Origin of the sequence: Marivirga sp. (genome assembly GCF_035704835.1) — a bacterium.
In the GTDB taxonomy this organism is placed as follows: Bacteria; Bacteroidota; Bacteroidia; order Cytophagales; family Cyclobacteriaceae; genus Marivirga.
In genome coordinates this window covers 46485-65852 of record NZ_DASSWQ010000068.1, presented here as the reverse complement: position 1 = coordinate 65852, position 19368 = coordinate 46485, and the positions used below count along the sequence as shown (strand labels likewise).

The following is a 19368-nucleotide window of genomic DNA, read 5'->3' as shown; positions in this document are numbered from 1 at the left end:
TTTTAATGTTTTAGGATTACAAAAAAAACTTACTAATCTAAAAATGAACACCTGGAATTAATTTTAGGGTTCCTTTAGCTATGTAATCTTTTGAAACAACAGAATCGCTAATTACGACCTGACCATCATTAGTTATGAACCCTATCTCAAAGCTGTAAGGTGATATAACTGAAAGCACGATCGTATCTTTTTTGGATGCAGTTGCACTAAAACTTTGTAGAATATTACCCCCTTTGCTGAAGTGAAATCCCAAATCGTGTTCTCGGCTTCCTCCAGGGAACTCTACTTTCATCAAAAATTGAGATTCATCAACGGGTGTACGTTCTACATTTACTTCAATTGAACCAGAACCCACATAATCGGTCTCTACAGTAAAAGTCTTTATACCATCTTCAGGTAATACAGAATAACTATACTCCTGACCTGCAATAGTTAGAGTGACATCAATAGGTGATATTGCCTTGAATTCGAAATTAATTTCATCATTTCCACTAAAATAATGATTTTTTTTATTGTTATATGGAAAACCAAATTGTTCTCCATTTACATCACCAAAAGAATAATCTATTCCTCCCTCGGTTCCGTTGATTTCATATTTAAAACCAGTGTGGTTAGAATCTTCTATAACTGTATAAGTTACAGCATAATCTAAAGTTTTGGGCCATAAAGGCTCATTGTTAAAACAGCCTGTAAGAATAAAAAGGAATAAGGGTGCGGAAATTATTTGTAAGAATTTCTTTTTCATTATTTCAATCTTGGATTTTAAAATAGGTATTTACGTCTTTCAAATGATTAAATAGAATATCTAAAATAAGCTTAGTTATTTTAAAATATCAAAACTAACTTAATAATAAGTAGAAAAATTTATTTAAGCCGTCACCTTACCATAAAGCTCAGCTCTTTGTGCTTGTATTCTATCATCATCCATATATTGATCATAGGTTTTCAAACTGTCGATTGTACCATTTGGCGTAAGCTCCAAAATTCGGTTAGCGACAGTATTAGTGAACTCATGATCATGAGATGTGAAAATCACAGTTCCGGGGAAATCTTTCAATCCATTGTTAAAAGCTTGAATCGATTCCAAGTCCAAGTGGTTGGTGGGTTCATCCAACATCAAAAGGTTACCACCAGTTAACATCATTTTTGACACCATACATCTTACTTTTTCGCCTCCTGATAATACATTCACGGATTTGAAAGTTTCCTCTCCAGTAAAGAGCATTTTTCCTAAAAATCCACGGATATAAACCTCATCTTTCTCAGTAGAGTAATTTCTTAACCAGTCAATTAAATTTTCTTTACCATGGAAAAACTCATCATTATGGTTAGGTAAATAGGAAGTGGTTATGGTCTGACCGAATTTGAAGCTACCTGAATCTGGTTTCATGTGACCGTTCAGGATTTCAAATAGGGCAGTAGTTGCCAAACTATTTCTGCTTAAAACGGATATTTTATCGCCTTTATTCACAAATAAATCCAAATCTTTGATCAAGGGTTTGCCTTCTACGGCTTTATTAAGCTTTTCAATTTGTAAAATTTGGTCACCTGCTTCTCTGTTTTGATTAAAGATAATGGCAGGATATCTACGGGTAGAAGGCTTGATGTCTTCCACATTGATTTTATCCAATAATTTTCTTCTACTGGTGGCTTGCTTTGATTTAGATGCATTTGCACTGAATCGGGCAATAAACTCTTGTAATTCTTTCTTTTTTTCTTCTGCTTTTTTGTTGGCAGATGATTTTTGGCTTAAAGCCAATTGACTTGATTCATACCAGAACGAATAGTTACCGGAATACATGCTGATTTCACTGAAATCGATATCAACTATATGCGTACAAACCGTGTCTAAAAAGTGTCTATCGTGAGAAACAACAATTACAGTATTTTTGAATTCGAGAAGGAAATCTTCTAACCAAGCGATGGTGTAAATATCCAAATCGTTGGTAGGCTCATCCAGAATCAAAACGTCAGGATTGCCAAATAAAGCTTGCGCCAGTAGGACTCGAACTCTATAGTTACCATCAATATCTTTCAATAATTTGTAGTGATGTTCCTCTTCTATACCTAAACCGCTCAAAAGGGCTGCAGCATCAGATTCGGCATTCCAACCATCCATTTCAGCAAATTCTTCTTCCAATTCAGATACTTTGATACCGTCTGCTTCAGAAAAATCTGGTTTACTGTATAATTCTTCTTTGGCTTTGATGTTATTCCACAATTTGTCGTGACCCATCATTACAGTGTTCAATACAGAGTGCTCGTTGAACTCATTGTGGTTCTGTTTCAGAACAGCCATTCTTTTACCTGCATCTAGGCTAACATTTCCTTTAGTCGGGTTGATTTCTCCTGAAAGGATTTTAAGGAAAGTGGATTTTCCAGCTCCATTGGCACCAATTACGCCATAGCAGTTTCCTTGCGTGAACTTGATGTTAACTTCATCAAATAAGACTCTTTTTCCAAATTGGAGGGTTAAATTACTGGTATTAATCATAGCATTTTTTCAATCAAAGTGCAAAGCTACAGATATTCATTGAGAGTGGTAAACTTTAGGTGAGAGATATTTACAAAAAATGTGGGAGATATGGATAGGGTATTGAGAGGTGTTGTAATGTTATGTAAACAGATTTTGCGTTACAATCAACACTCCGCGTGTTAGTTTAAAAAAATAAAGGAAACCTTAGATAAATATTGCTGAATATGGAAGAAACTGAAATAAGAATGAAATCGTTATATTTACAAAATAAAATTAAACACGATACTTATGAGTACCGCTCAAATTAGAGAATTGTTACATGATTATATAAACAAAGCAGACGAACGCTTTATCAATTTAATGTATGGCATGGTCGAGGCAGATATGCAAGAGGATGCTTATGAAGTGAGTGCAGCGTATAAAAAAATATTAGATGAAAGAATAGCAGCGCATGAAACTGACCCTTCTGCAGGTTCAAGTTGGGAAGATGCTAGAGAACGCATTCGAAAGCAATTATGAAATACTACTTAATTGTTAAGCCTGATGCAGAGCTTGATATATTAAAATCTGCTCAATGGTATGAGGAAAAACAAGAAAGCCTAGGTGTTCGTTTTTTAAATGAAGTTGAACAAAAGCTGCGATTAGTAACTCAATATCCACTTAATTACCAAGTACGCTACAGAAATATTCGCTTAGTGTTATTAAAGCATTTCCCCTATGCTATCCATTTTCGGTTAGATGAGCAAAAGATAATAGTGCTAGCAGTTTTGGGAACTCGGGAAGACCCAGAAAAATGGCTGTAATAGTTCGTTCCCCCAAAAGTTAGAGCAGATGAAAAAAAACACTGCATGAGATGTGTTAATATTTAATTTGGACCAGAAGAGCTGAGACGGGGTTTTCAGATATCATCAGGTACATTGAAACTTACTATGGAGAAAAGAGAATTCGTACTTTTGTTTATTTAAGCCTTTAATTTCTTTGAATTATAGAGTGAATATTCAGAGATGCTAAAAGTTTAAAAAAAATAAAGGCATGTACATCTTGGGCCAAGAAATAAAAATACTATTCTAACTTACTGCGTTGAATCTACCAAGTAGCAAATTGAAATAATCAAAATTAGACCTTCAAAAAAAATCCACTGAAATACACTAAATTCCATGGATTTTTTTACAAAAAAAGAAACTAAAACCAATTACTTAAGACTTAATACCCAAAATTCTTAACCAAAAGCCTCAGATAGATAATTAAGGTTAATTCAGAAATTGAAAGCGCACAACACCAACCATACATTCTCCTCGATACAACTTTTATTTCATTCGATAAATATAACTTTTTGTTAAATTTACGTTACTAGTGATGTACTAAACCATTGTATGAAATGAACAAATTGCAATCTATTTTAAGGCTAACAGCCTTATGTTTGATTTTAAGTGCAGGCTTATTTGCTTGTAAGAGTAGTAAGAAAATGGCCGATGCGTCCAAAGATGCAGATAATACCGAGCAACAGGAAAGACCTGATGATACAACAGTTGATATGGAATCAACAGGGGATTCTGAGTCTGCAAAGGATACAAAAATGTCAGAGGAAGAAATAGCAAATAGGCTTGATACTTATTTCAATACTATAGCAAATTCATCTGGTAATACTGCTAAAGCTAACAGCAATATTAATGAAGCAAAAGCTATGTTTGCGTCTCCTGATGTTCCTGTTTTAATTATAATAAGTGAACTGAGTGACGGCACAAAAGATTATGACGAGCCTACCAATATTTTGGATTACATGAATTATTTGAAAGACCAAGGTAAAAATCTAAATGATATTTATATGGTGAAAACCAATGATAGAGGTAGAATTACAGAACTCCAATTGATTCGTAAATAATTGATAGATATCACTTAAAAAATAGACAGATGAAATTATTAAATATTAAATATATAGGTATTACAGCCCTTCTACTGACTTTTTCTTTAGGGGTTATGGCGCAGACAGATGATGTTTCGCCTCAAAGAAAACAAGCAATTGATTCTTTAGCACTTGAAAAAGTACGTGACTTAAGTAAGTATATAAGTATAATTGGTGATAAGGAAACAGCTTTTTCTGAAGCCACCAGAGTTATGGACAGAGCGGAAGAATTATTTGCTCCTGATAGTGAAATGGGTGTTTCTTCACTTACTACTGATGAAGTGGAGTATTACAAAGTAAGAAAGTACTTTGAGCGCTTAATGGCACTTAATTATGATAAAGTAAAAATTTCATGGTATGATATTCATTATATCAGTGATTTAGAAAAGCAACCTGATGGTAAATATGTAGGAGTTGTAACGGTTTATCAGCGTTTTGAAGGAACTTCTGACGATGGATTAAATTATAAAGACACTACTAAGAAAGATATCACTATTTATGTAGAGAAAAAGAAAACTCAAATCTCAGGTAGAACAATCGAATTTTGGGATGTGATGTTAGGTGATATTCGGGTAACAGAAACTTCTTCATGATAAGAATCCTCCTTTTTAATTTATTGATATGTATACCTTTCATTCTTCCTGCACAAATTGTGCAGGAAGATGGGAGTACTCGTGATGAGTCTGAATTATATGCTTCCACTAAGCAAGTGAACCAGTTTTTCAGACGATTTAATGGTGAGGAAGACCAAAAAGGAGTTCGATTTTATGAAGGTGATAAAAACTTTCGAGAAACTTCTTTGAGGAAAAATTACATTACCCTTCTTTTTGATAGAGTTAATCAAAGTATCCCAACAGAGCAAAAAAAATCATTCATTAATGATGTAACTGCAAAGCAAAATCCACAATTTCTTGATTTCCATGAAGAAGGTTGGTTTGCAGAAGTAAATGCAATTTTTACTAGAAATGGGAAAGAAGAAAATGTTCTGTTATTTTTTAAAATACAGGAAGAAGGAAAGGGCTACGAATGGGTTATAGACCAAGTATCTTCTGCTCATTATCAACAATATTTTGAGAAGAATGAAAGCGAGGAAAAAGCATTCCTACATCCTATGAGTCATGAATTAGACTTCATGAATCTTCATAAATCCTTGAATAAAGAAAATGCTGTGGATTTCACTGGAGATGATTTTAAAGCAGATCCATTATCAATTTTTCTTTATGAAATGGCTTCTCAGCAAATTCAATTTAAATCTGTTACAGGAACTAAGTTTCATTTCTTTCAATGTGAAGGATGGTATTTTCAAATTTCAGAATATAACCGAAAAGGTTACAATAGTGGCTGGTTGATTTCCGACCTCACACCAGTTCAAAAAGAAGACATCCCACAACTCAAAGCATTCATTTATGAAGCAAAATAATTTTCTTTTAATTCTTTTCAGTTTGCTTTTTAGTCTAACTTTCAAAGTTTCCGCTCAGAATATAAAAGGCTTTGAAAAGCAGGAAGTGGAATCATACCAGTCTAAAGCAGAGGACCAAGTTCGTTTTTTAGAATATTTGCTTAATATTTTGGGTAGTAAGGATGCAAGCCACAGAGATAAGGATGTTATTATTCGTGAAAGTTATTTGAAAATTTTTAGAGATAGTAAAGTTCAAATTGAGGATGATTTGACAGAAAATCGTAATGTGCTCATAAATAAAGATGTAACTGCTTATCTGAAGGATGTTGATTTCTTTTTCCAGAATGCTCAATTTGATTTCGATATAAAATCAACAAAACCATTTTTGAGAGATAATGGCGAATTGTCTTTCAAAGTTGAGTTAATCAGAACTTTAAAAGCTACTGGGATTGAAGGTGAATCTATTCTTAACACCAAAACCCGTTTTGTGGAAATAAATTTAGATAAGGACTCTGAAGAACTGCAGATAGCGAGTATTTACACTACAAAAGTGAGTAGGGATGAGGCAATTACTGAATGGTGGAATAATCTTTCATTAGGCTGGAAGACTATATTTCGAAATGAATTTAAACTGGAGGATGATAGTGTTGAAATGGGTCAACTTTATAAAATTGCCTCCATTGATTCACTGAATTTAGCTAGTAATAAATTTATTGTAAATCTTGCACCTTTAAGCTTTTTAGTAGATTTAAAGTACATCAATTTAAGTCATACTAAAATTGAAGATATAGCGCCTTTGAGCAGTCTTACAGAATTAAAACATCTCGATATTTCCCATACTTCTATAGAGGATTTAAGCTTCTTACGCTATGCCGAAAAGATGCAACATTTGGATATTTCATTTACACCTATTCAAAAAATTAATGATTTAGAAAATCTAAAGGCACTTAGAGAATTAAAATTAAATGGTGCTGATATAAGAGATTTTGAAGTTTTATCCAATTTCTCAAAACTTGTTAAACTTGATTTGAGCGAGACATTTTTCAATCAACCTATGGTGTTTTCTAACATGGAGGTATTGGAAGAACTTAATCTTTCCAGAAGTAATTTGTCAAAATTGACTGCCACAATGAGTCCTAAAACATTAAAAAAGCTGGACTTTTCTTTTGCCTTTATATCTGACCTATCGCCATTGAGGAATTATCAAAATTTAAGGTCCATAAATATTAGCAATACTCAAGTTGAAAGCTTAGAGCCCTTAGAAAACCTTAATAATTTAGAGAAGATTTATGCTGACAATACTTTCATAAGCGAGCAAGAAATCAATGATTTTATAGATGCCAATCCTAATAAGCTATTAATTGTTAATTCCGAGGAATTGTCAGAATGGTGGAGTAATCTTAATGATGAATGGAAAAATGCGCTTTCGTCTTATTTTGTTGGTCAGGTTTATGAAAATCCTGAAAAAGAACAATTAACTAAATTATTGTTACGAGATAGCCTTAATCTGAATGACAAAGGGCTTACCGATTTAAATCCATTGGTTAAGTTTTCCAGGTTGCGCTATTTATCCATATCCAATAATCAAGTTAATACTTTAGGCCCCATTACAGGTTTAAATGCCTTGAGCATATTAGAAGCTGAAAGTATTGGTTTAAATTCTGTCAAGTCTATCATGCGATTGAAGAAATTAACAAGACTAAACTTGGCTGAAAATCAACTTACTGAAGAGCAGTTTATTCAGTTAAGTAAATTGAATAATCTTAAGGAGGTGGATGTTAATAATACAGGAATTCAAAAAGAGGCTGTAAAAAAGTTTCTAGCACAAAAAGTGATAGACTGTACTGTTATTTATGATAATGAGGGTATGAAAAGTTGGTGGAATGGACTAGATGATAATTGGCAGGCAATTTTTAAAATACAATTTCCTTTAAGCAGTAGACCCACAGAGAAAGAATTACACGATTTAACTGCCATGAATTCAATTGTTATAATGGACGAACCAATTGAAAATTTGGTTCCTTTAAATCAATTTATTTCTTTGGAAGAATTGTATTTAGAAAGAGTAGCTATTGAAAATTTAGAAAGCATTTCTACCTTAAGTGATTTGAAAATATTGAGCATAAAAGAATGTCCTGTTTCGGATATAGAGCCATTAAATAAGCTGTTTCAATTGGGCAAATTAACCTTAGATTACACAGCAGTTGATGACTTAAAACCACTAAAAGAAATGCAAAGTTTGGAATATTTAAGTGTGGCTGGTACTCAAATAAAGAGTTTAAAAGGAATTAGCACCTTAATTGGCTTAAAATACTTAGATATCTCTAGTACCGCTGTTCGATGGATTGGGAAACTAGATTTATTAACTAATCTTGAACTATTTATTTGTTATAATACCAGGATTTTTGATTTTAGTATTAATAAATTTAAAGAACAGCATCCTGACTGTGAGGTCAGATTTTACTAATTTTAAACATTATAATGACAGTTTCAAATTACTAAGGAATACCTTCAAAATACTATCGAATTCAATTCGTTAGTTATCTTCTTTTACATAAGCTTTAATAATTAAATCTCGAGTAGGAGCTGTAGGGTCGTTGCTAAATAAGGTAACTCTCTTAATTTGAGTTCCTCGTCTTCCTATAGAGTCAAAAGATACCTTTATTTCTCCAGATTCATTGGGTTCAAAATTCATTTTCTTTAATTCAGATACTGTACATCCGCAGGTTGTTTTTGTTTTCCTAATAATTAATGTTTCTTTCCCTGTATTGGTGAATTTAAAAGTGTGGCTAAGTTTTTGACCTTCTACTATGTGCCCAAAATCGTACTCTAAATTCTCAAATTCAATATGAGGAGCATTGGCCAGTTCTTGTTCGGTCATAGGAGGAAAATACTCGTTGATCGTTGCAATTACATTTAGCGTCTTACTGCTATTTTCAACTTCATCCGTAAAAATAGTTAAGGGATCATTCATAAATCCCAAATCATCCTTTATTTTAGGTAAGTAATTAATTTCAATTTCAGCCGATGTTTTTGGAAGAATCAGTAAAGGAAGTTTGCTGACTTTTATAAAATCAGCAGATACAAATCTGTCTAAAATTGTGATTGTATCCTCTGATTGGTTATATACTTCAATAGTTTGACTAACTGGTTTTTCGGTGGTAATATTTCCGAAATTAATAAATTTACTTTTGAGTCTGATTCCGCCTAACTCAGTATTAAACTTATCTTCGATTGTTTTTGGTTTAGGTTCAACATATCCTGAAATTCTTAAGATTTTTGTTTCGGGCTCACCTGTAGTTCTCACTGTAACCGTTTTAGAAAATTTCCCGGGTCTGTTTAAAGGATTATAGGCTACCTCAATTTTACCTGTATCACCTGGTAACAAAGCTCCTTGTTCCCAAAATGGTGTGGTGCAACCGCAAGAAGCCCTTACAGATGTTAATTTTATCGAATCAGTTCCTGAATTTACAAATTTGAAAACATGTTTTGCCATTCCATCTGCCTCATTTATGATTTCAAAATCGAAGGAATCTTCTAAGAATGTGATTTTCGCAGTATTATTTTGTGCAAATACTGAAATGTGGAAAAAAAATAGAAAAACAATTGCTAGGGCGCTTTTAAGCAAATGGATATTCTTCATAAATTCGATTTTTAATTTAAAAACGAAGATACACAATTCTTCAACTTTTGAATCTTTAATTGACCTCAATTTTACCTGTAGTAATATGAGTTGTCATTTTTAAGTTTTTATAATTTTAACTTTATTGAAATAAAATGCCTTTTAAAAATTTTAGTTTACTGATTTTGCGCTTGGCTGGTGGTCTAATGATGCTTACGCATGGATATCCTAAGTTTAAGAAATTATTGAGTGGAGATTTTAGCTTTGCTGACCCTATTGGGCTGGGCGAAGAAGTAAGTCTTTTTGCTACCGTTTTCGCGGAATTTATTTGCTCAATTTTAGTAGCTTTAGGACTTTATACTCGCTTGGCTAGTGTTCCTATTCTTTTTACGATGCTAATAGCGGCCTTAGTCGTTCATGCGGGTGATCCATTTGGAAAACAGGAGTTAGGTTTGCTTTATGCTGCGATTTTTGCAGTAACTGCCCTAAATGGTGGTGGTAATTTCAGTTTAGATAAGATAATTAGAAAGAAAAATATATAAAATGTCAAGAATTTTAACGGGTATTCAAAGTTCAGGAAAGCCGCATTTAGGTAATTTATTAGGAGCAATTATTCCTGCTATAAAATTATCTCAAGACCCTAAAAATGAAAGCTTCTTTTTTATAGCAGATTTACATTCTTTAACGACAATTAAGGATGCTGACGTTAGAAAGGAAAACGTAAATGCCGTGGCAGCGGCATGGTTAGCTTTTGGCTTTGATACTGATAAAAATTTGTTTTACAGGCAGTCTATGGTGCCGCAGGTAACGGAGTTAAATTGGTATATGAGCTGTTATACGCCATTTCCGATGCTTGCTAATGCACATTCCTTTAAAGATAAATCAGATCGCTTAGCGGACGTAAATGCAGGTTTATTTACCTATCCGGTTTTGATGGCCTGTGATATTATTTTATACGATGCGGATATCGTGCCCGTTGGGAAAGACCAAAAACAGCATTTGGAAATGACACGTGATATTGCGAGTGCTTTTAATCACAGATATGGAGATGTTTTTGTATTGCCAGAAGCTAGAATTGATGAGCAGATCATGACGATTCCAGGTACTGACGGCCAAAAAATGAGTAAATCCTATGGCAACACTATTGATATTTTTCAAACTGATAAGAAACTCAGAAAAAATGTCATGCAAATCATTACGGATAGCACGCCAATGGAAGAGCCTAAAGATCCTGATATTTGCAATGTTTTCAATATTTATAAATTACTGGCTTCAGAAGAGCAAGTTGCAGAAATGCGAAAAAATTATGAAGGAGGAAATTATGGCTATGGTCATGCCAAACAAGCACTTTACGAACTATTAGTAGCAAAATACTCCAAAGAAAGAGAGCTCTACAATCATTATATGGAAAACATAGACGAGCTCCATAAAAAACTAGAAAAAGGAGAAGAAAAAGCAGCTGAGATAGCGAATAAGACGCTTAGCAGAGTTAGGAAAGTGTTGGGATATTAAAGGAGAAACTAGAGTCTAGATTCTAGAGCCAAGATGAGTTTTGCTTTTCATAATAACCTATGTACGTAAAAGGAAGATTTTAATTAAACTCTTCCTAAAATCATAAATCCAAAGTCTAGAATCTAGGTTCTAGAATCTTAAATCTAAAATATGGATCATATCATTAAAATAGCAGGCGAATTGAACGTTCGTCCGAAACAGGTAAAAGCAGTAGTAGAATTATTGGATGGGGGAGCTACTGTCCCTTTTATTTCTCGATATCGAAAGGAAATGACAGGCAGTTTAGATGAAGTGGCTGTGGCTGATGTACGAGACCGTCTGCAGCAATTACGCGATTTGGATAAAAGAAGAGACGCTATTCTGAAATCTATTAAGGAGCAAGAGAAATTGACGCCTGAGCTGGAAAAAGAAATTAATGCAGCTGAAACGATGGCTAAATTGGAAGATATTTATCTTCCTTATAAGCCTAAAAGAAGAACGAAAGCGACCATAGCCAGAGAAAAAGGTTTGGAACCATTGGCTAAATTAATTTTTGAGCAAGGTAATTTTGATTTAGAAGGCGAAGCGGCAAAGTATATAGATGAGGAAAAAGAGGTTGCAGATGTTGAATCTGCTCTTCACGGAGCTAGAGATATTATAGCCGAATGGACCAATGAAAATGCAGAGTTGAGGGCAGATATTCGGGAGCTATTTCTGGAAAAAGGAAAATTCAGATCGAAAGTTTTAAGCGGTAAGGAGAACGAAGGGCAGAAATATAAAGATTATTTCGAGTGGGAAGAAAATGTAAAGACAGCTCCATCTCACCGGATTTTGGCCATGAGAAGAGGAGAGAAGGAAATGGTATTGATGCTGGATATCAGCCCAGAGGAAGAAGATGCTATTTTCATCATGGAAAAGCATTTTGTAAAAGCTGATAACGAAGCTGCTCAGCAAGTCAAAATAGCATTAGGTGATGCCTACAAAAGATTATTGAAGCCAAGCATGGAGACAGAAATCCGTATTTTCACTAAGAAAAAAGCGGATGAAGAAGCCATTAAGGTATTTTCAGACAACTTACGACAACTGTTATTAGCAGCTCCAATGGGTCAGAAAAATGTAATGGCGGTTGACCCGGGTTTTAGAACAGGATGTAAATTAGTTTGCTTAGATAAACAAGGTAAATTATTGTTCAATGAAGCAATTTATCCTAATGAGCCTCAACTTCAGACCACCAAAGCGGCAGCTTTAATTTTGCAATTGGTGGAAAAATATAATGTAGAAGCCATCGCAGTTGGAAACGGTACTGCTGGCAGAGAAACAGAGAAATTCATGAACTCCATTGGGTTGCCTAAATCAGTGATGATTGTAATGGTCAATGAAAGTGGCGCCTCCGTATATTCAGCTTCCGAAGTAGCTCGAGAAGAATTTAAGGAATATGATTTAACAGTAAGGGGAGCTGTTTCTATCGGAAGAAGATTGATGGATCCATTAGCGGAACTGGTTAAAATAGATGCTAAGTCAATAGGAGTAGGGCAATATCAGCATGATGTGGATCAAAATTTATTAAAAGCAGGTCTGGATGACACGGTAGTCAGTTGTGTGAATAATGTTGGGGTTGAGCTCAATACTGCAAGTAAGCAATTATTAACGTACGTTTCAGGGCTAGGACCATCCATTGCTGAAAACATTGTGAATTACAGAAATGAAAACGGAGCTTTTAAAAGTAAAGAAGAATTGAAGAAAGTGCCTCGTTTAGGAGATAAAGCATTTGAACAAGCAGCTGGTTTCTTAAGAATAAGCGATGCTAAAAATCCGCTAGATAGTAGTTCAGTTCATCCAGAGCGATTTGCTTTGGTGAACCAGATGGCAAAAGATGTTCAGGCTTCGATTAATGATTTGATGAGTAGTAAAGAATTACGCGACAAGTTAGATATGAAAAAATATGTGACGGAATCGGTAGGTTTGCCCACTTTACAGGACATTATGCAGGAATTGGCTAAGCCAGGACGGGATCCGCGTGAGCAATTTGAAGCTTTCTCCTTTACAGAAGGAGTAAATGAAATCAGCGATTTGAAAGTCGGAATGAAATTACCTGGAATCGTTACCAACATCACCAATTTTGGTGCTTTCGTGGATGTGGGCGTTCATCAGGATGGTTTGGTGCATGTAAGCCATATAGCAGATAAATTTGTAAGCAATCCTGCTGATGTAGTGAATGTTGCTCAGAAAGTGGATGTTACGGTTTTGGAAGTTGATGAAGCCAGAAAACGGATTTCATTTTCGTTAAAGAAAGATCCATTTAAGCAACAAGCTAAAGAGGAAAAACCAAAAGGTAAATTCAAGAAAAAAGAGGATGAAAAAGCTGTAGAGGGAGACCTACAAGCCAAGTTAGCTGCTTTGAAAGGAAAGTTTAGCTAAAAGCTTAATTACATATAGCACTAAAAAGCCACTCTATTAATTTTTATAAAGTGGCTTTTTCATATATATCAATCCGTTATTAGTTTTTTGGATACCAGTTTCTTATTCGTACCTCAATATTTTCATTTTTAGCATTTACTATAGACTTGAATTTTTCCACATCTGCTAAACCTCCTTGACCTCTAAAATGAAAAGGATAAACGATAGTTGGTTTGAAGGCTAATACTGCATCAGAAGCCTGATTAATCGTCATAGTGTAAGGAATGTTCATACAAACAAAAGCAATGTCAATATTTTGCAGCGCTCTCATTTCTGGAATGTCTTCCGTATCACCTGAAATGTAAATGACTTTATCAGCAATATTTAATAAATAACCATTTCCTCTACCTTTTGGATGTCTGGATTCTTCGTTTTCGGGTAAGTTATACATCGGTAAGGCGGTAATTTCAATGCCCTTAAATGTGGTACTTTTGTCATTATCCAACGTTTCAATTTTCGCATTGTCTATTCCTCCTAATTGGTCTGCAACAGCTTGAGGTACAATAAAGTGAGATTTGGAAGTATTTAGAGCTTCTAAAGTTTCTTTATTTAAATGGTCACCGTGAATATCAGTGATGAGGATTAAATCGGCATCATTTAAGCCTTCAAATCCTTCTGCTCCGCCATAAGGATCTACATAAATTGTCATGCCATCATATTCAATGGCCAAAGTGCCGTGAACTATCGGATGGATTGTAATATTACCTTTAGTAGTACTGATGACTTCTTGAGCCAATAAACTACTACTCAAAAGAGTGAAAACAATAATTAATAAATTTTTCATAATTTTTTCTTTTGTAAACATCAATATTGACTTATTGTTGAACCGCTCATCATATTTAAATCATGATTCGTTCTTGCTTTTCGCAATTATAACAATAGCAATTCACTTTTTCTTTCAATAAGCCTGATTTTAGGATCGATTTCCCTAAAAGAGCTCTTACACTTTCCTGAATACCTTCTGTAATGCTCGGGTGAGGGTGTACGCATTCTGCTAATTCTTCAATTCCCTTACCCATACTGATAAGCAAAGCCACTGCTTGAATGGCAGTAGATGCTTGTTCGCCCACCACTCTCATTCCTAAAATTCGCATTTCCTCATCATCGGTGACCAGTAATTTGATGAATCCTTGAGTATTTCGCATGGCAACTGCCCTGGCAATAGTGGAATAGTCTGTGGTGACTACCTTATAATTTAATCCATTAGATTGGGCGGTTTTCTCATTTAAGCCAACTCCAGCTACCTCGGGATTTAGAAACATAATAGTGCTGATGTTTTCGTAAATCAGTTTTTTGCTGGGTACATCAAAAATTTTCTCCACCGCATATCGACCTTCTAATTCTCCTACATTGACCAAACTTATATCAGCAGTTATATCACCTACTGCGTATATATTTTTAACGGACGTTTTGGTGTCATTGTCTTCAACACCACGCTGTCCCATTTTGACAGGAACTGCTTCTTTCCAAACATTTTCGTAATTAGGTATTCTTCCCACGGACACGAGCGCTTTTTCAACTTCGAATATTTCTTGATGACCATCAGAAAAGTCCAATTGATAAACAACCTTTCCATCTTTTCTTTCCATATGGGATAAGGAAGAATTTCGGTGGATATGAACGCCCTGAGCCTCCAAATTCTTTTCAATGACCGCTACTACATCTGGGTCTTCAAAAGGCAGAATACTATCTCCCTTATCAATTAAATACACTTTTGTCTGTCCAAAACCAGAGAAAATAGTAGCATATTCACATCCAATTACTCCTGCACCAACTATCACCATGCTTTCTGGGAAATCATCCAGGTGCTCTATTCCATCGCTTGTCAGGATATGCTTTTCGTCTATAGAGATATTGGGTAAATAACGAGGCCTGCTGCCTGTTGCAATAATAATGTAATCAGCTTCAATCGCCAGCCGTTCTTTTTCAGTTTCAACTTCGACTAAATGTTCACTGATAATAGAAGCATTGCCTTCCAAATAGTCTATATATGGAGTGTATTTTGCATTAGTTTGCAATTCCTGAAGATGATTTCTAAGGAGATGTATCCTTTCACTTACTGCACTCTGAACTTCTGATTGAATTTCTTTCCAAACCGCTCTTGGCTTCTCTAATTGATAACGGTCAAGGTTTTTCCGAAATGCCAACATATCCCTAGAAAGCTCCCAAAGTGTTTTGGAAGATAATGCACCATTGGAGATACCAGCACCACCTAATGTGTTTTTTTCTATCAGTAATGTTTTCTTTTCTAAATCAATCGCACGCATTGCTGCCGCGTATCCTGAAGGTCCTGCTCCGATAATTACCAAATCGTAATGCTCCATAAACTCTTATTAATTAATGAAGCAATATAATAATTTATGGGGAAGAAATAGTGTTTTTCTGAGTGGATTGACCTTTAGAAATCTCTATTCACTTTATATAAATATTTTGTTTAACCAATTTAAGAAAGAAGCTCTATTACATTTTTCTCTATCTTCTGAGATAATTCATCGGTTGGTAAATCATTGACATCCCCACCAAAAGGTTCCTCAATTTCTTCTGCTATAAGTTCAACACTTACTAAAATGAAAAATACAAATATATCGATAGGAATAGTGAAATAATGGAATTCGGTGATGAAAGCTAACGGAAGCGTAACGCTATAAGTAAAAATGAATTTTTTGATAAACATACTGTAAGAATAAGGAATGGGAGTATTTTTAATGCGCTCACATCCTCCGAGTATGTCTGAAAACTCTTTCATTTCTTTATCTAAGACAAAAAACTGATGAGCATTTAATTTTCCTTCGGTCAGTAAAGAATTGATTTTCTGATATAGCAAAGATGTAATGGCATTAGGGATGTGATCTTTGGTTTCCAGTTCTTTAATAATTTCTTTATCTTTTATTTTTAATTGACTGACATCTACCCCTTTTCTCAAATGATTTTTTAGCGCAAACGCAAAAGCAGAAATTAATTCTTGAAAAAATACTCTTTCTTGTCTATCATTTTTAGAAATAAATGCATTAAGCTTAGAAGCTAAATTCCTTGAATTATTCAATAATAAGCCCCATAATTTACGTCCCTCATACCATCTGTCATAAGCAGAATTCACTCTGAAAACTAAAAATAATCCCAGAACTATACCAAGTAAAGAATGGACTACTGTTGTGCTGGTAAATTCAATTTGAAAATAATCTTCTAATAAGAAGGTAACTATTCCGGTATAAATCCCCATTAATAGTAAAAATGGAAGCAAGCTTTTCACTACCTGTCTGCTGTAAGAATGAAAAATTAGTCCGAACCAGTTTTTAGGATTGTATTTGATCATAGTGAAATAAAGTTGACAGCAAGAAAAGTTTAGATCTGCAATATTATAAGATTTTATATTCAGATTAAATTTTACTAGATAATTTTATATTTAGTAAGTTCATCATTATTGATTATTGAAAATGAAGTATATGAAGTATATACTAATCCTTATTTGCATTGCAAACATTCCGACTATTTCAGCCCAAATTTCCCCAGAGAAAATTGATATCGTGCGTGATAAGTGGGGCGTGGCCCACATTTACGCAGAAAAAGACGTGGAAGTATCTTATGGTTTAGCCTGGGCACATTCTGAGGATGGTTTCAAGACTATTCAATCAACTTTGCTGGCTGGAAAACTCATGGCTGGAAGACAATTCGGTAAAGAAGGAGCAGGCATTGACTTTTTCACCCAATTTATTGGCGCTCCTGATGTGGTGAAAGAAAAGAAAGACGAGCTTTCTCCTGAGTTCTTAGCCTTATTGGATGGATATATTCAAGGCATAAATTCCTATGCAAAAGCAAATAAAGAGGAAGTATTACACCGAAAGTTATTTCCAGTAACAGCAGATGATATGCTGACTGCTTTTGTTTTGTCGTTAAAGAATTTTTACAAAGTTTAATAATAAATTAAAAAGTACATTGAAAATATCATAGGCCTGAATTTTTCAATTCAATCCCTTTAAATCTTTAATTAAGTTGATAAGCCTATTCATTGAAGTTAATTAATCTGAAGTAGGGGTAATAGTATTTTGATTATTTTTGAGTTGTTAGTGTGAGGATATAGCACATTATAAAAAATGTAGGAAATATTTGGCTAAACTTACATAATTTCAATCATTAGACATTTAGTTTGTAGGCTTTGAACTAGTAACTATTGTCTTAGGTAAATACCTTCGTAGCTTATTTTAACCAAAAATCACAAAAATGGATGCAATTTCTATACTGAAAAGAACGCTTTGTTTATCTCTAGTTCTGTTTATAGTATCATGTCAAGACATTGAGATAAATCCTGATAATCAATCACTTGAATTAAATAATGAGAATATTGAAATCAATGACTCAAGTGTTTTCAACATGACTAAATTCCGAGAATCTTTTGACAAGGTAATTTTTCTAGAGAGTAGTCATTCATATAAATTTTCACATGTAGCAGAAAATGGTCTCCTAGTTAATTCGTACTATGGTAACATATTGTATGGTGAATTTGGGAAGAAAATGGGAGATGTGACGCATGAATATAACAATGATGGCATTATCACCTCATCACTCATCGTACGACATGGAAGGCCTGTTGATTCTGGAACCCGCTATGAATATGAATTTGATGAAACAGGGAAAATCTCCATCCTTTATGATTTTTATGGATACAACATATACCGAAAGCTGAAGATACAGTACAATCAAAATGAAAACCCTAAAAAAATAGAGTACTATCTTCATGATAGAGAGTTGTTGTATAGCAAGCAATTTACTTACAATCAGGATGATATGTTGATTTCATCTTCTGGGGAACGCTATGGGTCTCAATTAGATTATCTTTATGAATATAATGATCATAAAATGCTTGTGCAGATTAGGGGGACGGAAGTTTCATCCACTCGAAGTGTAGAGGTAGAGGAAAATTTTATTTATGATCATGAAAACAGGTTAATCGAAAGAACACTTAAAGACCGTTTTGATGAACGAAAAACCCTTTATGAATACAATGAAGATATAATGCTACAGAAAAGATACAGGTCAAGTGGTCAATTATCAGTTAGTTCAGAAATTGGGAAACATTTTGTCTACCAACAAGAGCAAATTCATTTTTATGACAATAGTGATATTTTTGAAGGTTTACTCAATATTGAATTTGAAAATGGGCTTGAAATTACTGGTACTTTTTACAGCGGTACTGATCCTGAGAATTTGAGTCAAGTGGGTTTTGGAAAAATTGAATACGATAATCAGGCGGATAAAGAACGTATTGATATTTTTGATGCACAAGGTGAATTTCTTTATTATCTAATTTATGGTAGTGGCACTAATAATTGGTTTTTACCAGATGGAAATTCTATCGATTTTGCAGATATCCCCGAGTGGGTCAAAAACATATTTTATTCTATGTAATCGCAATTTCTTTACGAGATAATTTATAACTAAGCACTTTCTTTTATGAGTTTAAAATATAAGAAGGTGTTTTTTGCTTTTAATGCCTATTCAATAATCCTTTCCATATAGTCTTCCATATCAAATGAAGTTAATTCAGTTGTTTTTTTAAGATAAAGTGGATGTTTTGGATGCCCAGATTTTAAGGGATTTCCTGCAGAAAGCCATTGGCAGTCATGAAATTGACTAAGATTAAATATATCTGATAAGCAGTGTTTTAAATAAGGTCTTGAATCAATTAAATTACCCCATGCTGCCCATATTACTGGGTCATTTTCCTCTAGTAGGTTTTCTATAATTTCAAGATTTTCCTCATGATATTTCTTTTGAATTTTTTGATGCAATAGGGTAGGTGATGTAGCTCTTTGTGGATAAAGATTTATCATCACCCAGGCATCAAAATGATTGTGTATTGCAATTCGTTCCACTGATGAAACTGTACCATCATATTGTTCGGGTCTTGCCTGACTAGGATTCACACCAACACAGAATAATGTTTTATTTCCTGTTTTTCCTAAAGTGTAGCGATACTTATCACTAGAGTCTGTATGATAAATCCAATTCATTCTTACAAATTA

At 34.1% G+C, this 19368-nt stretch carries 18 protein-coding genes; 11 read left to right on the top strand and 7 right to left on the bottom strand.

Annotated elements, in window-relative coordinates:
- Positions 1-37: 37 nt before the first annotated feature.
- Both VFM92_RS11115 and VFM92_RS11110 read right to left on the bottom strand, forming a co-directional pair.
- Entirely contained in the window at positions 38-745 is a 708-nt protein-coding gene (locus VFM92_RS11115) for a hypothetical protein (RefSeq protein ID WP_325122296.1), read from the bottom strand.
- A 123-nt stretch (positions 746-868) separates the two neighbouring features.
- Positions 869-2494 carry an ABC-F family ATP-binding cassette domain-containing protein gene (locus VFM92_RS11110; RefSeq protein ID WP_325122295.1) on the bottom strand — a complete coding sequence of 542 codons (1626 nt, stop codon included), beginning with the start codon at positions 2492-2494 and terminating at the stop codon, positions 869-871.
- 270 nt (positions 2495-2764) lie between these two features.
- Here VFM92_RS11110 and VFM92_RS11105 point away from each other — a divergent pair, with 270 nt between their 5' ends.
- The 6 genes from VFM92_RS11105 (at position 2765) to VFM92_RS11080 (ending at position 8245) form a co-directional block, all read left to right on the top strand.
- Positions 2765-2995: an addiction module protein gene (locus VFM92_RS11105; protein WP_325122294.1), complete on the top strand. Its 231-nt coding sequence runs from the start codon at positions 2765-2767 to the stop codon at positions 2993-2995.
- Positions 2992-3279, top strand: a complete 288-nt coding sequence (locus VFM92_RS11100; RefSeq protein ID WP_325122293.1) for a type II toxin-antitoxin system RelE/ParE family toxin — start codon at positions 2992-2994, stop codon at positions 3277-3279. Before VFM92_RS11105 ends, VFM92_RS11100 begins: the two co-directional genes overlap by 4 nt.
- Positions 3280-3854: 575 nt before the next feature.
- Complete coding sequence (locus tag VFM92_RS11095) at positions 3855-4358, top strand: nucleoid-structuring protein H-NS (RefSeq protein WP_325122292.1); 504 nt, start codon at positions 3855-3857, stop codon at positions 4356-4358.
- A gap of 95 nt (positions 4359-4453) precedes the next feature.
- Positions 4454-4972 carry a hypothetical protein gene (locus tag VFM92_RS11090; RefSeq protein WP_414675573.1) on the top strand — a complete coding sequence of 173 codons (519 nt, stop codon included), beginning with the start codon at positions 4454-4456 and terminating at the stop codon, positions 4970-4972.
- The gene (locus VFM92_RS11085) at positions 4969-5799 is read left to right on the top strand and encodes a hypothetical protein (RefSeq protein WP_325122290.1); all 831 of its coding nucleotides are present in this window, start codon (positions 4969-4971) and stop codon (positions 5797-5799) included. The genes VFM92_RS11090 and VFM92_RS11085 overlap by 4 nt, the downstream gene beginning before the upstream one ends.
- Entirely contained in the window at positions 5786-8245 is a 2460-nt protein-coding gene (locus tag VFM92_RS11080; RefSeq protein WP_325122289.1) for a leucine-rich repeat domain-containing protein, read from the top strand. Before VFM92_RS11085 ends, VFM92_RS11080 begins: the two co-directional genes overlap by 14 nt.
- A gap of 69 nt (positions 8246-8314) precedes the next feature.
- Here VFM92_RS11080 and VFM92_RS11075 read toward each other — a convergent pair whose 3' ends face one another.
- The gene (locus VFM92_RS11075; RefSeq protein ID WP_325122288.1) at positions 8315-9421 is read right to left on the bottom strand and encodes a DUF1573 domain-containing protein; all 1107 of its coding nucleotides are present in this window, start codon (positions 9419-9421) and stop codon (positions 8315-8317) included.
- Positions 9422-9555: 134 nt separating this feature from the next.
- Between VFM92_RS11075 and VFM92_RS11070 the strand changes: the two genes are divergently transcribed.
- From VFM92_RS11070 to VFM92_RS11060, 3 genes are all read left to right on the top strand, one after another.
- Entirely contained in the window at positions 9556-9942 is a 387-nt protein-coding gene (locus tag VFM92_RS11070) for a DoxX family protein (protein WP_325122287.1), read from the top strand.
- Position 9943: 1 nt separating this feature from the next.
- Positions 9944-10912, top strand: a complete 969-nt coding sequence (gene trpS, locus VFM92_RS11065; protein WP_325122286.1) for a tryptophan--tRNA ligase — start codon at positions 9944-9946, stop codon at positions 10910-10912.
- Positions 10913-11062: 150 nt separating this feature from the next.
- A complete protein-coding gene (locus tag VFM92_RS11060; RefSeq protein WP_325122285.1) occupies positions 11063-13309 on the top strand; it encodes a Tex family protein in 2247 nt (748 codons plus the stop codon).
- Between the two features lie 79 nt (positions 13310-13388).
- Here the strand turns inward: VFM92_RS11060 and VFM92_RS11055 are convergent, their stop codons facing one another.
- From VFM92_RS11055 to VFM92_RS11045, 3 genes are all read right to left on the bottom strand, one after another.
- A complete protein-coding gene (locus tag VFM92_RS11055) occupies positions 13389-14132 on the bottom strand; it encodes an MBL fold metallo-hydrolase (RefSeq protein WP_325122284.1) in 744 nt (247 codons plus the stop codon).
- 55 nt (positions 14133-14187) lie between these two features.
- The gene (locus tag VFM92_RS11050) at positions 14188-15672 is read right to left on the bottom strand and encodes an NAD(P)/FAD-dependent oxidoreductase (RefSeq protein WP_325122283.1); all 1485 of its coding nucleotides are present in this window, start codon (positions 15670-15672) and stop codon (positions 14188-14190) included.
- A gap of 119 nt (positions 15673-15791) precedes the next feature.
- Positions 15792-16661: a bestrophin family protein gene (locus VFM92_RS11045; protein ID WP_325122282.1), complete on the bottom strand. Its 870-nt coding sequence runs from the start codon at positions 16659-16661 to the stop codon at positions 15792-15794.
- 130 nt (positions 16662-16791) lie between these two features.
- Here VFM92_RS11045 and VFM92_RS11040 point away from each other — a divergent pair, with 130 nt between their 5' ends.
- The gene (locus VFM92_RS11040) at positions 16792-17262 is read left to right on the top strand and encodes a penicillin acylase family protein (protein ID WP_325122281.1); all 471 of its coding nucleotides are present in this window, start codon (positions 16792-16794) and stop codon (positions 17260-17262) included.
- Between the two features lie 304 nt (positions 17263-17566).
- Positions 17567-18751, top strand: a complete 1185-nt coding sequence (locus VFM92_RS11035) for a hypothetical protein (RefSeq protein ID WP_325122280.1) — start codon at positions 17567-17569, stop codon at positions 18749-18751.
- An 86-nt stretch (positions 18752-18837) separates the two neighbouring features.
- On the opposite strand, the gene VFM92_RS11030 is transcribed toward VFM92_RS11035, so the two are convergent.
- Positions 18838-19356, bottom strand: a complete 519-nt coding sequence (locus VFM92_RS11030) for a DUF1643 domain-containing protein (protein WP_325122279.1) — start codon at positions 19354-19356, stop codon at positions 18838-18840.
- Positions 19357-19368 lie beyond the last annotated feature (12 nt).